This window comes from Burkholderia sp. ABCPW 14 (genome assembly GCF_001523835.1).
Taxonomy (GTDB): domain Bacteria; phylum Pseudomonadota; class Gammaproteobacteria; order Burkholderiales; family Burkholderiaceae; genus Burkholderia; species Burkholderia mayonis.
In genome coordinates this window covers 81,108-96,472 of the sequence record NZ_LOVS01000050.1, presented here as the reverse complement: position 1 = coordinate 96,472, position 15,365 = coordinate 81,108, and the positions used below count along the sequence as shown (strand labels likewise).

Here is a 15,365-nt window from a genome sequence, read left to right as displayed (position 1 = left end):
GTCGATGATTCCCTTATACGTTGACAGGTTGGATGATGGCGATCACGCAGCGACGGCGGTTACGCCAAGCGCGATCGCCAGCGCCGCTACGGTTTCGGCCGCAGCCGTTGCAACAATGGCTGCAAGCGCGAGTAGGACCGGCACAAGGACTTCGGTGAGCACGATGATGATAATGACCCCGGCGACGACCGCTGCGACAAATACGAGTCCCTTGATAATCGACGTGCCGATTTGCGACCAGTTGATTTGCTTCAGCAGATCCCATGTCATGTCGGTCGCGCGCACGATCGCATCCCATCCCGCCTTCAATTGTGCGGTCGTATAGCGGTAAATTTCGCGGCCTGTCTCGTCTACCCACCGCCACGTGGCGGTCGCTTTATCGGCAACCCATTTGCCCGCAGTCAGCGCCCAAGGCGCATGTTGCCGGAGCCATGCCTCCATCTCGGTCGACAGGTACTGTGCCCCGGAATTCACCGCGTCCCATACAGCCGCCACTGTCGCTTCGCTGGCCTCTTCCACCTTGCGAATCCACGCCTCGTACCAGGCCGGTTCGGGAATCGGCTCGATGGTACGAATCGGCGCGCGCAACTGTCGCTCGCGCTGCCTACGGCGCAATTCTGCTTCGCGTTCCTCTGGCGACATGGCGAGCGCTCGTTGACGAACCTTTTCCAGGTCGCCATTACAGTCGCTGACGTCAATCACCGTCATCCGGTATTTGTATTCGCCGGGCGCGCCGGATATCATTTGATAGGCGCGTTCCTGTCCCGAACCCCAACTATCGCCCGGAAATTTGACTTCCACGAGACGCAGCGAATTGTCGACGTGTGGGTGTCCCTGATGATCGACAAGCGCACGGCCCGGCCAGCGGTCAGTAGGGGTCCGCACGATGACGACGTCGGGGCGCCGAAGAAACCCCGGCTTGAATCCCGTCGGAAACGGATTCAGGCTATGGCGACGACCGGGACCATCCTCAGTCACCCCGCTCAGAAAGGGAATCGGAGCCTCAGTGCCGTTCGAGGCGAAGTCCGGCCACATGTCAAAACTGACCTCGGCTTTGTACTGCCACCGGAAGTCAACCAAGCTCTCATCAACGCGGATCGCGGCGGTCATCACGATTTGCTTGAGCATCGATATCGTGCTCGATCCGTCCGGCAGCTTGATATTGACGATGTCCGGAGCTTTCAGCGCGTATTCGATCTTCTCTTGCAAATAGCCTTTCGTACCCGGCGGCAGCTCGGCGTACGTGATTCGGTCCTCGTTAACGGTCTCGCAGGTCGCGACCGTTTGCATCGTGCCGGCCATACGTCAGTCCTCCAAATAGTCGCGTTGAATCTGCGGCTTGTCCGAACCCGCGAACTGCCACGATTCGACCTGCGCGGGTTTGGGTTTCACCGCCTGTAACGGAACGTCTTGCGCGTTTGGCGTGAAGACGGGGGCGGTTTCGCCGCGATCGTTGGTGAAGCTCTGAATTGTCCGGCCGTTGGGCGTCTTGATCGAGTACGGCCGTCGAATCAGCGGCGAACCGTCCGTTGTATCCTTCAACGCGTATTGGGCCTGGTACGACGGCTTGAACGGCGTCAGGTTGGTGGGTGTGCTCGCCGGCCCGCTCCAGTCGTGTGCGCTTCCCTTGATCGAAACCTTACCCGGCATGTGTAGGTCAGCGTTGCCTTCCGCATCCATCCTGAAAAGTCCGTTGCCGCACCGCAATTCAATGCCCTTGCTCGCGGTAAGCCGGATGATATCGGTCGTCGACATCAGGTCAAGCATCTTTTGCGCGACGAGCTGGATGATGTCGTCGTGCGATTCGAGCTGCATCGGTCCGTTCGCGGTGATCGCCTTCAGGCTCTTTCCCGCGTGCATCTCCATCGCATCGCGCGCTGACGTGTGCATGTTCCTGCCGGCCGTCGACTGGATGTTCTGTACGGCCGCGTGGTCGATGTTCTCGGCCGCGAACACGCCGTAGGTCTTCGGTGTGAAATGTCCGGCGCCGCCCTTTGCAGCGAACGCCATCATGTCGCCGTCGTTTGCACCAGGCTCGGAACTCCATCCGCGCAGCTTCTGCGCGAGCCGGTCGAGCCCGCTCTTGTCCGGCCCCTGCAAGCCGTGCTGATGCGCGAAGTCGCCCATCGACTCGAACAGTTCCGCAAACTGGCTCAGCAGCTCGAGCAGCTCCTGGCGGTCGAGCAGGTCGCCGCTCGCCGCGACGCGTGCGTAGGTCGACAACATCAATCCGCGCGCCGCGCGCGCAACCAACGACGCATCCGTTCGCGCTTCGACGCCGTAGCCGCGTGACTGGCCGGGGCCGCCGTCGCTGGGGTGTGAGAGATGGCCGACATTGAGCTGAGAATAGGACTCGTCGCTCGCGAGCTGCGCACTGATGAGGTTGTTCCAGTCCGACATCACGAGCTGGTTGCCACGGCCGCCGCCGATCTCGTGACTACGGAGGCCGAGAACGTGCGGATTTTCGGGCAATTTGGTTACGTTCGAGAACGCGGTTGGCATATGCCGAATATCGTTGAGCGTGCCGCTGATGTATACGCGATCCGGGTCGCCACCGAGACAATCAAGGGTGACATACATACCGACACGCAGCGGGAACGAGAAGCCGTAACGTTCGCCCGCCCACGGGTTCATCACCAGCAGCGGCGCGCTGTCGGCCGGCGTGCCGCTCGTACCCGCTCCGTCTTCGTGATCCTCGGGATTCAAGCCCAGGAACTGGACCCATGCACGGCTGAACTGGTCTGTATGGACCGTGACGCCTTGAGGGGCGACGACACGCCCGAGAATCGTTGGTGTTCGCGGCAAGTCGATGCGCGGATCGTAGGCTGGCGTAAGCGGGACGTTACGCCGGACACAGGAGAACGCAATTTCGTAGCGGTCACCGGTCGCCGGCAATGCCTCGCTGAAGACAGGGTGAGATAGGGGAGTGTCAAAGCGGCTCTGGCTCGAGGCAAACAACGCGCGGGCACGCTCATCCAGTTCCTTCGGCAGGTTGTTCCACATGCGCCGATGGATCTCGATTGGTACGAACTGCCGATCTTTTTCTGGCCCGAAGTCGAGGCTCGTGTTGCCCGTCACGTCGAACCACTCGAACAGGCCGACGTCGCGGATGTTCCCCAGGCACTCGACGCGCTCGGCGCGGCGGTCGTGCGACAGCATCCGTAGGCGGGCGAGCCGATCCAAATCACCCGCTGAATCGCCTGCGTGCGGGCTGTAGATGCGATAGTCGTCCAGCATCGAGGCTAGGCTGTTCCCGGCCTCGCCGTGGTCAATATCGCTCGACTGCGCGCTGCTGGCGACACGTGCGGTCTTGAAGTCGGGAGACTGGATCGTGGCGCGGCGCGATGTCATCGCGTGCGCCCATGACATTGACGTGATCGTGTCGGAGGTATGCGTTCCGGTCGCCCCGCCGTAGCGTAACGTTTGCGCGCGCGAGCGCGGCACATGGCTTGGATCGTCCACCATCACAACGGTGTGCATCGGTGTGTCGCTGACCGTGCCCTCCTGGTCGCCGGGCCGCGCGAAATACGTGATGCCGTCCCGGCGGGCGAGCCGTTCGATGAATTTGCCGTCCGGCTCGTCTGCTTGTCGCACGAACACGCGTTCGGGATACCGTGCGGTGTTGAGCAACGACAGATCGAGGTCGACTGCGCGCGCAAATCCGGCATGACGGCAATATCCGGCGAACAGCATCTGAAAGATGTCGGGCAGGCGCTTGTTCTTGAAGATGCGGGAATTGAACTTGCCGTGCAGCAACCGCACGGCGTCAATGATGGTGAACCGGTAACAGGTGAGGTCACCGTCTGATGCGCCGATGCGCACTTCGGAGACGATGCCGTTGATTGAACGGGGCGTGCTCGTGTCGGCCGTGTAGATATCGAGGCCGACCGGTAGCCCCATGAACATGGACGACGGTAGATCGGAACGCGTTGACACACAGACGAGATGGCCGACGATCCCGGTCATCAAACCTTCGTCGGTTTCGGCGTACAAAAGCGCGAGTTGGTTATCGAACCGTTTCTGGCGATCCTAGCCCCAATTCACCCGTATCGGGCGGCTACCGAAGCCGAGCATGCCTTCGGCGATCGCGCGAATTTGATCGGACAACAACACGACTGGCCCTCACATTCTTTGGTATATCGGGGCGCGTTTTGTGGTGTTCGAATGGTCGACCGGCCGTTACCGCTCCCCTCCCGCTGGATTATGCGGATTGACCCTAGCAGGCAATCGGGCGGCCGTCAAATAGATCGGAGGATTGGCTACGAGTGGATTGCCCGAGAACCTGGATGCCCGTTTCCAACCAGTCTCGCCAAGCGAGTCTTTCAACCTGCGAAGATCGATTGCCGATCGCGGTTTTTAGTGTCCAGAAAAAACCCGCCTCGCGGCGGGTCTGTTTGTTGGGTTAGTGGAGAATCCGGGCAACACCGATTACCGCACCGACGAACGCGGTAGCCCATATGACCGGATACCAGCGCGACTCCCGTTGCAGCTTGAACGCCTCCGCGTTTAGCTTCATCGTCTCCGCATTCAACTTCGCAGTTTCTGCAGTCAGCTTCGATGCCTCGGTCATCAGTTTGCCGATCTCGGCTTCAACTTTGAGCGTGTCCACGGTCTGTTCCAATTCAACCATCCTCTGAGGGGTGTCGGGTTGCGCAAAATGCGCCGCCAACGAGGCGATCTACCTGCCCCCTTTGGGCTCGCTTTCCACGAGGCCTCTCCGTACATAGGGTAGCAAGATTTCTTCCGATGGCGGCTCGAATCGTCGTGTTTTAGTTCTTTTGCTCTCCGAGTTCGTTGAGCGTGTCCCGGACCGCCGTGAGCGTGATTTCGAAGAGGTTGAAGATCGCCATCTGCTCTACCAAGGCCAGACCGGCAAATAACGCGACACCCTGCTCTACGGCGAGCAGTTTCGCCAACGCGAACAAGTTGTCGATGCCGACGAGTGCAACGTTAATCAGGGACGGTTCTGAGGATTCGAGACGAGCGGAATCATGACGCAACATGCGGCCTCCTTCTGCGGGTAAAAAACCCGGCTCCCGCTGTCAAACGGGGTGGCCGGGCGCAAGGTAGGGTTGACAGACCGGTGCAGAAGAACCCGGCGAGCGCAAGCGCTCCCCCACCAAGGCCCGACCATTGAAGGCGCTTAGTGTGCGGACGCAAAAAAACCGCGCTCGGCGGTTGTCCGCCTTCTGCAATTTCCGGCTGTCATCCCGGTTCGCTGCTGTTTCAGCGAAGCTTACAGAATACTGCACGCGGACATTCAATGCAAATGTCCGTGCTTCTCATCGTTGTCTCGCTGCCATACCCCAAATATCGCGCCGCATTTGCTTCGTACGACTCGGGAGCATGATTTCCCCCCTGTTCGAAACATCGCGTGTTGCCGTGTTTAGCGGATGCATGCTGCCGGCCGGATTCCAGGCTGTGTTCGCCGCCGGGCACACGTTGACGTTGCCTTCCGCACGCAGGCTCCGCGATCGTCGGTGACAGGGGATCGGCCATTCAAGCGGAGGCGCGAACCACTCGTGGCACTCTCCTTTTGCTTACATGAGTGTTACACGCAGGGCACTCACCAGCGCCAGCACGCAAGAAATCGCCACATCCATTTGATTTCTAATGAATAATTTCGGGCCCCGGTTCCAGCCGCAGGGCTGGCGCGTGCCGTTCGTCATCGGCACGCTGTTCGCGCCGCTCGGCTACTGGCTGCGACGCACGGTCGACGAAGCGCCGGCCGCGGCGCGCTCCGCATCCGCTTCGCGCGAGGACGTCGCATCGCTGCCGCTCGCGGACGTGCTGCGCCACCACGGCAAAGCCGTGTTAGCGGGCCTCGGCATCACGATCGGCGGCACGTCGATCCATTACATCATCGTGTTCTATATGGCGATCTACGGCGTGCAGGTGCTGCATCTGCCGGGTTGGCTGTCGATGATGGCCGGCTGCATCGCGGGCGCGATGCTCGCGATCGTGACGCCGATCGGCGGCTACCTGTCGGATCGCTACGGGCGCAACCGGATCGTCTGGTGGACGCGCATCGCGCTGATGCTCGCGATCTATCCGGCATTCGTCGCGCTGAACCGCTGGCCGGGCGCCGTCTCGCTGCTGACGATCATCGCGGCGCTCGCGTGCGTGCATGCGATCAACATCGGCGCGACGGCCGCGATGCTCGGCGAATTGTTCCCGCGCGCGGTGCGCGCGACGGGCGGCGCACTCGTCTACAGCGTCGGCGTCGCGATCTTCGGCGGATTCGCGCAATTCTTCGTCACGTGGCTGATCGCCGCGACCGGCGATGCGAACGCGCCCGCGTACTATGCGATCGGCTGCGGCGCGCTGACGTTGATCGCGCTGCGCTCGATGGACGACAAGGCGGGCAAGCCGCTCGATTGACGTTGAACGCCGCGGCGCGGCTGGCGTGTCCGCGCGGCCGTCGGCTCGCATTGCGCCGTCGGCGTCCGGAAAGAGCCGCCGCGCCCGGAAGCGAGTCGGCGGCTCGTCCTTCGTTCACGATGCCGGCCGATGACCATCGTCGGATTCGCGCATCGCGCATCGCCCCAGCGTCGACCACCCTCCCGCGAAAACGCCCCGGCCCCGCGCTTCCTTCGGACCGCGCCGCCGCTGGCAGCCCATCCCGCCGCACCGCCGGGTGGATGTAGTATCAATACATAGTCGACTACAAAACATTGAAAATATTGACTCTTTCGGCTTCGCATGAGATACAGCGCATGTTGTTTTGCTACAAGAACGACAGCATACGAACTCACAACGGAGACGAAAATGTCGGCAAAGCACATCAGATTCAAACAGGCGGTGCTGGTTGGCAGTTTGGCGATGCTGGCGGGCATCGCGGCGTTGCCGGCGTCCGCGCCGGCCGCCGAAGCGTTCGGTTCGCCCGGCGCGACGCCGGTGAGAGGCCCCGCGGCCAAGTCGTTCCTCGGCACCGCGGTCAACGGCGCATCGCGGGTCTACTTCACCGGCTATCGCGGCATCCTGTCCGAGGTCTACTATCCGGTTCTCGATACACCCGAATCCGTCGACTTGCAGTTCCTGGTCGGCGATAGCGGCAAGACCTTCGTCGACGAGGAAAAGCTGCAGGCCTATTCGGCCGCGCAGACCGACACGCGCACGATGAGCTGGCAAGTGACCACCAGCAACAGCGCGCACAACTGGCAGATCCGCAAGACCATCTTCGCCGATCCGAACTACAACGCGATCGTCCAGCGCGTCACCTTCACAGCGCTCAACGGCCACAAGGTCGGCGACTTCAACCTCTACATGCTGTCGAAACCGTACCTCGACAACGCCGGCAGCAACAACACCGCGCAAACGGTGTCGGGCAGCGGCGGCACCGCGCTCGTCGCCAATCGCAACAGCCGCTATTCGGCGCTCGTGACGAGCCGTCCGTGGAAGGTGGCCAACGGCGTCAGCATGACGTCGAACGGCTTCGTCGGACAGAGCGACGGCTGGACCGACCTGCTCGGCGGCACCGCCGACAAGACGATGGACTGGACCTTCTCGTCCGCCACCAACGGCAACGTCGCGCAGATGGGCTGGATCGACCTCGGCGATCCGAGCGCGACGAGCGTGTCGTTCGACGTCGTGCTCGGCTTCGGCGGCACGCAGGACCAGGCGCTCGGCGAGGCGAACACGGTGCTCGGCAGCGATCTCGCCGGCGAGCAGCAGCAGTACGACACGGCGTGGCACAACTACGCGGCGGGCCTGTCGTCGCAGAACGGCACCGCCGACGACGGCTACTATCGGGCCGCGATGACGCTCAAGACGATGCAGGACAAGAGCAACGGCGCGATGATCGCCGGCATCGGCACGCCGTGGGGCGAAACACAGGGCGACGCGAATGCGGGCGGCTATCACCTCGTCTGGCCGCGCGATCTGTTCAAGTTCGCCAACGCGCTGACGACGGCGGGCGACACGTCGACCGCCACGAGCGTCGTCGATTATCTGTTCAACACGCTGCAGCAGACGACCGACTGCGGCGCCGCCGAATACAACGCATCCGGCTGCTCGCAGGGCTACAGCCGCGTCGGGCGCTTCCCGCAGAACGCGTGGGTCAACGGCTGGCCGTATTGGCAAGGCACGCAGATGGACGAGCAGGCGATGCCGATCATCCTCGCGTGGCGGCTCGGCCCGAACGTGTTCAATCCGTTGTGGCCGAAGATCAAGCTCACCGCCGACTACATCGTCAACACCGGTCCGTGGACCTATCAGGAGCGCTGGGAGGAGAACGCCGGCTATTCGCCGTCGACCATCGCCGCCGAGATCGCCGGCCTCGTCACGGCGGCCGACATCGCGACGCGGAACGGCGACACGACGAGCGCCGCGCGCTACCTCGCCGCGGCCGACTACTGGCAGGAGAACGTCGCGGCGTGGACGTACACGTCGACCGGCTCGTTCGGCAACGGCAGCTACTACATCCGGATCAATCCGGCGAGCCGCTCCGGCGCCGGCACCGATCGCGCGAGCTTCGCGCCGACAGCGGGCCCGGACACGCCGCAGACGCTGTCCGTCAAGAACGGCGGCGGCAGCCACGACGCGCGGCGCGTCGTCGACGGCGGCTTCTTCGAACTGGTCCGGATGGGCGTCAAGCGCGCAACGGATTCGACCATCGTCAACACGATCTCGGTCTACGACAGCGTGCTCGGCCAGTCGCTGAGCCTGGCGAATGCGCCGGCGCTTTCGCCCAACGCGTGGTTCCGCTACAACTTCGACGGCTACGGCGAGCACAACGACGGCAGCGGCTTCGACGGCACCGGAGCCGGCCGCTTGTGGCCGATCTTCACCGCCGAGCGCGGCATGTACGAGATCGCGCGTCAAGGCAGCGGCAGCGCGGGCAGCGCGTATGTCTCGACGCTCAAGCAATTGACGACGCCCGAGGGCTTCCTGCCGGAACAGGTGTGGTCGAATTCGACGACACTGCCCGACGGCTGGGCCGTGACCACGCCGGCCGGCTACACGCCGGGCCAGCCGACCAAGTCGATCGCGCCGCTGAACTGGGCGATGGGCGAGTACATCAGCCTGCTGGCGTCGATTCAGGCCGGCCGCATCGTCGACATTCCGTCGGTTGTCTGCGCGCGCTACAACAATTGCGTCGCGCCGTTGCAGAGCGGGCAGGTGTCGGTGGCGATCAACGTCAACGCCAGCACGCAGCTCGGCCAGCAGATCTACGTGACGGGCAACGTCGCCGCGCTCGGGAACTGGAACACCGATCTCGGCATTCCGGTCGACCCGGCCCATTACCCGGTGTGGAGCAACACCGTCAACATGCCGGCCGGTCAGGCGATTCAGTACAAGTACTATCGCAAGAACGCGGACGGCAGCGTGACGTGGGAGAACGGGTCAGGCAATCGGCAGTTCCAGACGCCGACGAGCGGCACGCTGACGCTGAACGATCAGGTGAACTGGTGAGCTCGCGCGCGAGTTGGCTGGCGCTTGCCGTGGCGGTGCTGCTGGGAATGGCTGCGGCGGGTTGGCGCGACGGACTGCCTGCGAATCGGGAGCCGCCGCCGACGGCCGCGCCTGCGCCGCGCGCGCTCGCGCCCGATCGTGCGCGGCCCGCGCCGCCGCCTCCGCTCGCGCCGCCGAGCCGGCCGCTCGTCAAGGCGCTGCCGCCCGTCAAGGTCAAGCCGGGCGGGACCAGTTGGCGCCCCGATCCGGCGACGACGCAAGCGCCCGTCGAAGCGCAGCGCGGTGCGCCCGACATCCCCGGCGCTCAACCGTTGCGGCCGCCGGCGGCGGCTTCGCGATGAGCACGGTATGAACGGCCCAAGCGTGGCCCGATGTTGCCGGGAGCGTCCGTCGACTGAGCAACCCGGACTGCATCACCATCGCGAAAGACGCCGCAGCGCAGGCAAAGGAAATCAATCCGAACGCGAAGATCACCGCGGTTTCCGCAAGCTACGACCCGAACAGGCCATTCACGCAGATCGACAACCTCATCTCGGCCCGCGTCGACATGATCCAGTTGAACGCCGCCGATCCGAAGGCAATCGCTCGACATCCGGCGCTCGACCATGAGCGGAAGCTCGCCCGGTCGGAAGCGATCCTCCACTCATGCCTGCGCCCGGCCATCCCCTTCGCTACCCCAGCGGATGCAAATCCTGAAGCAGCGTCGGCACCAGCTCCGACACGGTCGGGTGAATGTGCATCGCGCGGCTGACCGCCGTGTACGGCGCTTTCGCGTACATCACGTCGAGCAGCGAATGCACGACTTCGTCGCCCGTCACGCCGAGGATCGACGCGCCCAGAATCGCGTCGCTGTCCGCATCGACGATCACCTTCATGAACCCCTGGCTCTCGCCTTTTTCCACCGCGCGCCCGACGCGCGTCATCGCGCGCGTGCCGACCAGCAGCCTGCGCCCCGATCCGACCGCTTCGGCCTGCGTCATCCCCACGCGGGCGAGCGGCGGATCGATGAACATCGCGTAGGCCGGGATGCGGTCCGACACCTTGCGCGGGTCGTTGTCGAGGAGGTTGGCCGCGACGATCTCGTAGTCGTTGTAGGACGTATGGGTGAATCCGCCGCGACCGTTGCAATCGCCCATCGCCCAGATGCCCTCGACGTTGGTGCGCAACTGCTCGTCCACTTTGATGTAGCCGTGCGCGTCGGTTTCGACGCCGGCCCTGTCCAGTCCGAGATCGTCGGTGTTGGGCACGCGCCCGACGGCGAGCAGCAGATGCGAGCCCGCCACTTCACGCGCGCCGGCGCCGCAATCGAGCCCGACGACCACGGTGTCCAAGTCGCGCCGCACGCTCAGGCAATCGGCATCGAGCCGGACGTCGATTCCCTCGCCTTCCAGAATCTCCCGCACCGCCTGCGACACGTCCTCGTCCTCGCGCTGGATCAGCCGCGCGCCTTGCTCCACGATCGTCACGCGCGATCCGAAGCGCCGGTACATCTGGCCGAACTCGAGCCCGACGTAGCTGCCGCCGACGATGACCAGATGCTCCGGCAGGAAATCCACGTCCATCATGCTGGAGTTGGTGAGATAGGACACCTGATCGAGTCCCGGCATCGGCGGAATCAGCGCCCGCCCGCCGACGTTGATGAAGATCCGTTCGGCTTCCAGCAGTGCGTCGCCGACGCGCACGGCGTGCGCGCTCTCGAAGCGGGCATGGCCCTGATAGACCGCACCATTCTCCAGACCACGGACCCACTGCTCGACACCGTGGTTCGAACGCGCCGAGATCTGGTCCTTGCGCGCCTTCACCTTCTTCATGTCGACCGTGACGGGCCCGCCGATCGCCACGCCGTATTCGCCGGCCCGTCGCGCCAGGTGCGCCGCGTACGCGCTCGCGATCAGCGTCTTGGTGGGGATGCAGCCGGTGTTCACGCACGTCCCGCCGAAGCGCGCCCGCTCGACGACGGCCACCTTCATGCCCGCGCCGGACAGCCGGGCGGCGAGCGGGGGGCCGGATTGACCGGTGCCGATGATGATCGCGTCGAAGCGTCGAGTCATTGCGCTCTCCTTCGTTGCTGCAGCACGGAATGCATGCCGCCCAGCGAGCAATCCGCGTGCCTTCGAGGCCGCGCCGCGGGCGGCAGCCCGGACATCGTTTATATGGTAGGCCTGTTGATCGACGATGGCGATCGGCCCTGCAACATTTGCAAGGCAGGCGTTCGAATCGCGGGCGAGGCATCGGCGGCGATTTCGCGCGTCACGCGGGCTCGGAGAATGAGAACGTAAACCGGTCAGACGCCGAGTACCGAGCGCTTCATGCGCCTGCACCGCGTCGCGCGCGGCGTCGGGCCGCGATCGAACTCGCTTCGCCGAAGCACGCCGCTTGCGCAAAGCCTCTGACGCACCGCGCCGGCGACCTCGTCGTCCGACGCTCTCTTGCGCGCGCGGCAATCGAAAAATCTCATTCATCGATCGCCATCGCGGCGCACATCGCACGCGAATGACGATACGGCGTCCGGCAACATCGATGAGCGCGCCCGCCGATGCGATCGGCAAGCGCTACGCCTACCGGCCACGCACGACACGCGCGCGTCGTTGTTCGAAGCCGCCGTTTGGCGAACGCTCAGCCCCATGCCGCGCAAAACGCGTCGACGTCGCCATGCTGAAAATCCGCCAGCCGTTCCCATATCGTCTGTTCCGGCCAGTTCCACCAGGCGATCGCCTGCAGCCGACGCGCGATGTCGCGTCCGAAGCGATCGCGGATCTTGCGGGCCGGGACTCCGCCGACCACCGTGTAAGGCTCGACGTCGCGGCTCACGACCGCACCGGCGGCAAGCACCGCGCCGTCGCCCACCGTCACGCCCGGCAGCACGATCACGCCGTGACCGATCCACACGTCGTGGCCGATCACGACCCGATCGGTGTGTCGCTCGCCGAAGAATGCGGCGTCGCGCGCGGCGCCGTCGAAGTAATACTCGGGGCAATAGGTGAAGCGATGCTGGGACACCCGCTCCATCGGATGATTCGGCGCGCCAATGCGCACGTTCGCCGCGATCGCGCAGAAACGGCCGATCTCGACGTCAGCGACGATGCATCGTTCGCCGACGTACGAGTAGTCGCCGAGCACCGCATATTCGACGACGCTCTCGTGCAGGATTTCACAACGCCGCCCGATGCGCGCTTCGCGCACCCGCGCGCTCGGGCTGACGACGGTTTCCGCGATCTTCGGCGGCAGACGATCTGGTTCGTTCATGGATGAACAGGAAAGAGAGTTGAGCCGAACGGCGACATCTCGTCTCACGCCGGCACGCCGGGCGCGCAGCCGGTGCGCGCAAGCGCGAGCAGCGCCGACGCCGACGCATCGAGCGTCGTATCGTTGCGAATCCGAATCAGCGTGCAGTCGTCGGGCACCGCGAACGCCTGCTGCGCGCGCGCGACCCGCGCAGCGATCTGCGCCGCATCTTCGCGGCCGCGCTGCGACAGCCGCGCCGCCAGGATGTCCGGCGACACGACGAGCTCCACCGCGATCAGTCGCGGATAACGTGCGCTTGCGTGCGGCAGATAGGCTCGCGATCCGTTGACGAGCACGACGAGTCCCTCGGCAATCCACGCGTCGATCTCGGTTCCGACGCCGTACGACAGGCCGTGGCTGCGCCAGTGCATCGCGAAGCAACCGCCTGCGGTGCGGCGCGCGAACTCCGCGTCGGACAGCGCGATCGACGCCTCGGTCGCGCCGCTGTCGCGCGTGATGCAGCGACGCGCGATCCGGACTCGGTCGCTTGCCGTCAGCCGCGCCGCGATCCATGCCAGCACGCTGTCCTTGCCGCTGCCCGATGCGCCCATCAGATAGACGAGCGCGCCCGGCCGCGATGCGTCCGCCGTATTCATCGATGATCCTTCAGTGCAGGCGCGCCTGCGCCGTCGCGCGTCGAGCCGTCGAAGCCGTAATGGCGGGCGACGACGAACGGCTGATCGGGCGCGGGCTGCACAAAAACCGAAATGTCGCGCACGGTCATCGACGCGATGCCGAGCGCGGCCGCGCACCCGTGATGCGCGGCGAGCCGTGCGAGCGCGTTCGTCGCGGCATCCGCCGATGCCGCGTCCAGCTGGTTCGTCAGCGTGATGTGGAACGCGAACGTGTCGAACACGTATGGATATCCCCAGCGGACGAGGTGCGCATCCTCGCGCGGCGTCAGGCCGGCGGCGCGCCGATGCGCGATGTCGGCCGCCGACAGCGGCGCGCGAAAAACATCGAACTCGCGAACGCACGTGTCTGCAAGCGAGCGCAGCGATCCACACTCGACCGACGCATCGGCGGGACGCCACGCGAGAAAGCCGCGCAGCGGCCGCAGTTCGAGCGCGAGCGCGAAAGACTGCATGCGCACGGCGAGCGCGTGCGCGGCTGCGTCGAGCGCCGCCGCCGACACGCCCGCGGCGAGCCGGAACGGCGGCTTGAGCGTCGCGTGCAAACCGTAGCGACACGGGCCGCGCGTCCACGCGTCGACACGCGCGTCATCGACATCCGCGCCGCGCTCGATCCGCTCGCCCGTCAGCGCGTCGCGGCCGAGCCAGCGAGATCCGAGCGCGTTCCACGGCTCGGCCGGCGTCAGATAAATCGCATAGCGGGCGTCGTCTCCGAACATGCGCGCCCTCGTCGTCATGCCGCGTCGAGATGCGCGGCGTCGCGTGCCGCGCGCACCGCCCACTGACCGGTCGAATACGCGACACGCCCGCCGACGATCGCCGCGCAAACGCGCGGCAGCCCGGGCACGCTGTCGTCGACGACGATCGCGTCGGCTCGCAGGCCCTCGCCGAGTTCGCCGCGGTCGTCGAGGCCGGCCGCGCGCGCCGGGTTCGTCGAAATCAGCCGCCACGCATGTGCGAGCGGCAGCACGCCGCGCGCGTCGAGCTCGAACGCGGCCGCGATCGGCGCGGGGTAGTAGTAGTCGGACGCGAGCACGTCGCACAGTCCGGCTTTCACCATGTCCGCGGCGCTCGGTGCATTCATGTGGCTGCCGCCCCGCACCACGTTCGGCGCGCCGAACACCACCGCGTCGCCGAGCTCGCACGCCGCCATCGCGGTCTCCACCGTCAACGGAAACTCGCCGATCCGGCAGCCCAGCGCATGATGGTGGCGACGCGCGGCCGGACTCGGGTCGTCGTGCGACGCCACGCTCAACCCCGCGTCAAGCGCGACCCGCACGAGTTCCGCCACCGATGCGGGCACCGCATCCGCGACGGCCTGTGCGGCACGGACGCGCTCGCAGAACGTCTCGACGTCGCACTGCGCACGGTCCGCGTATTGCTGCAGCTTGCGCTCGTTGCTCAGGCGCTTGACCATTTCGGGCAAGTGATTGTTGAGGGCAACGAAATGCACGCGGCCGGCTCGGATCCAGTCGCATGCGAGCGGGACATCGGCAACGTTGTGCGCTTCGAAACGCAGATGAATGTAGTGATGCGCGCCGAGCACGTCGCGATGGCGCGTCAACGCGTCGAACATGCGCTGCGCGTACGCCGCGCCGCGCAATCCGCCCTCCCACGACAGCGTCACGCCATGGAATTCAGTCGTGATCCCGTTGGCGAGCAACTGCCTGTCGGCATCGTAAAGCGCGTGGCGATAGTCGAAGCTGACGTTCGGTCGAGGCATGACGACCCGCTCGAACGCGTCGCCGTGCAAATCGACGATGCCGGGCAGGACCAGCAAGTCGCCGGCATCCAGATAGCCAGCGGTGGATGCCCGCACATCGCCGTCGTTCGTCGCGTGCACGTCGGCGATGCGTTCACCCGCGAAAGCGACGCGCGCCGCTTCCACCCCGGAACGCGTCAGCACCCGACGACCCAGGATGCCTGCGAGTCGGGACGCCGAACGATCCGCGCGATGCGCGGTTGCAGCCATCAAAGAATCGTCTTTCATGTGCGGCTCCCTGCCGAGCAAGTGACTCACGCCCGGCAGTCTAT

General features: G+C 65.1%; 11 protein-coding genes and 2 pseudogenes. 4 read left to right on the top strand and 9 right to left on the bottom strand.

The window, feature by feature from the left end; genetic code table 11:
- Nucleotides 1-42: 42 nt before the first annotated feature.
- The 4 genes from WS62_RS06865 to WS62_RS06850 all read right to left on the bottom strand — a co-directional run bounded on the left by WS62_RS06865 (nucleotide 43) and on the right by WS62_RS06850 (nucleotide 5,003).
- Complete coding sequence (locus WS62_RS06865) at nucleotides 43-1,302, bottom strand: VRR-NUC domain-containing protein (RefSeq protein WP_066569334.1); 1,260 nt, start codon at nucleotides 1,300-1,302, stop codon at nucleotides 43-45.
- 3 nt (nucleotides 1,303-1,305) lie between these two features.
- Entirely contained in the window at nucleotides 1,306-3,993 is a 2,688-nt protein-coding gene (locus tag WS62_RS06860) for a type VI secretion system Vgr family protein (protein WP_269435261.1), read from the bottom strand.
- A 409-nt stretch (nucleotides 3,994-4,402) separates the two neighbouring features.
- Nucleotides 4,403-4,630, bottom strand: coding sequence for a hypothetical protein (locus WS62_RS06855; RefSeq protein WP_066569378.1), 228 nt, complete (start codon nucleotides 4,628-4,630; stop codon nucleotides 4,403-4,405).
- A gap of 139 nt (nucleotides 4,631-4,769) precedes the next feature.
- Nucleotides 4,770-5,003: a phosphate starvation-inducible protein PhoH gene (locus tag WS62_RS06850; RefSeq protein ID WP_066569331.1), complete on the bottom strand. Its 234-nt coding sequence runs from the start codon at nucleotides 5,001-5,003 to the stop codon at nucleotides 4,770-4,772.
- A 643-nt stretch (nucleotides 5,004-5,646) separates the two neighbouring features.
- Here WS62_RS06850 and WS62_RS06845 point away from each other — a divergent pair.
- The 4 genes and pseudogenes from WS62_RS06845 to WS62_RS37940 form a co-directional block, all read left to right on the top strand.
- Nucleotides 5,647-6,381, top strand: a pseudogene (locus WS62_RS06845) (MFS transporter); the annotation flags it as partial.
- Between the two features lie 387 nt (nucleotides 6,382-6,768).
- The gene (locus tag WS62_RS06840; protein ID WP_066569330.1) at nucleotides 6,769-9,414 is read left to right on the top strand and encodes a glycoside hydrolase family 15 protein; all 2,646 of its coding nucleotides are present in this window, start codon (nucleotides 6,769-6,771) and stop codon (nucleotides 9,412-9,414) included.
- Nucleotides 9,415-9,461: 47 nt separating this feature from the next.
- Entirely contained in the window at nucleotides 9,462-9,755 is a 294-nt protein-coding gene (locus WS62_RS06835; protein WP_442855067.1) for a hypothetical protein, read from the top strand.
- A 41-nt stretch (nucleotides 9,756-9,796) separates the two neighbouring features.
- Nucleotides 9,797-9,997 (top strand): annotated as a pseudogene (locus WS62_RS37940) (ABC transporter); the annotation flags it as partial.
- Nucleotides 9,998-10,085: 88 nt separating this feature from the next.
- Here WS62_RS37940 and WS62_RS06830 read toward each other — a convergent pair.
- From WS62_RS06830 to WS62_RS06810, 5 genes are all read right to left on the bottom strand, one after another.
- Nucleotides 10,086-11,465 carry an FAD-containing oxidoreductase gene (locus tag WS62_RS06830; RefSeq protein ID WP_066569329.1) on the bottom strand — a complete coding sequence of 460 codons (1,380 nt, stop codon included), beginning with the start codon at nucleotides 11,463-11,465 and terminating at the stop codon, nucleotides 10,086-10,088.
- Nucleotides 11,466-12,030: 565 nt separating this feature from the next.
- Complete coding sequence (locus tag WS62_RS06825; protein ID WP_066569328.1) at nucleotides 12,031-12,660, bottom strand: DapH/DapD/GlmU-related protein; 630 nt, start codon at nucleotides 12,658-12,660, stop codon at nucleotides 12,031-12,033.
- 44 nt (nucleotides 12,661-12,704) lie between these two features.
- A complete protein-coding gene (gene phnN / locus WS62_RS06820) occupies nucleotides 12,705-13,295 on the bottom strand; it encodes a phosphonate metabolism protein/1,5-bisphosphokinase (PRPP-forming) PhnN (RefSeq protein WP_066569326.1) in 591 nt (196 codons plus the stop codon).
- Nucleotides 13,292-14,068, bottom strand: coding sequence for a DUF1045 domain-containing protein (locus WS62_RS06815; protein ID WP_066569372.1), 777 nt, complete (start codon nucleotides 14,066-14,068; stop codon nucleotides 13,292-13,294). The genes phnN and WS62_RS06815 overlap by 4 nt, the downstream gene beginning before the upstream one ends.
- The gene (locus WS62_RS06810; protein WP_066569325.1) at nucleotides 14,065-15,303 is read right to left on the bottom strand and encodes an alpha-D-ribose 1-methylphosphonate 5-triphosphate diphosphatase; all 1,239 of its coding nucleotides are present in this window, start codon (nucleotides 15,301-15,303) and stop codon (nucleotides 14,065-14,067) included. Before WS62_RS06810 ends, WS62_RS06815 begins: the two co-directional genes overlap by 4 nt.
- Between the last annotated feature and the right edge of the window lie 62 nt (nucleotides 15,304-15,365).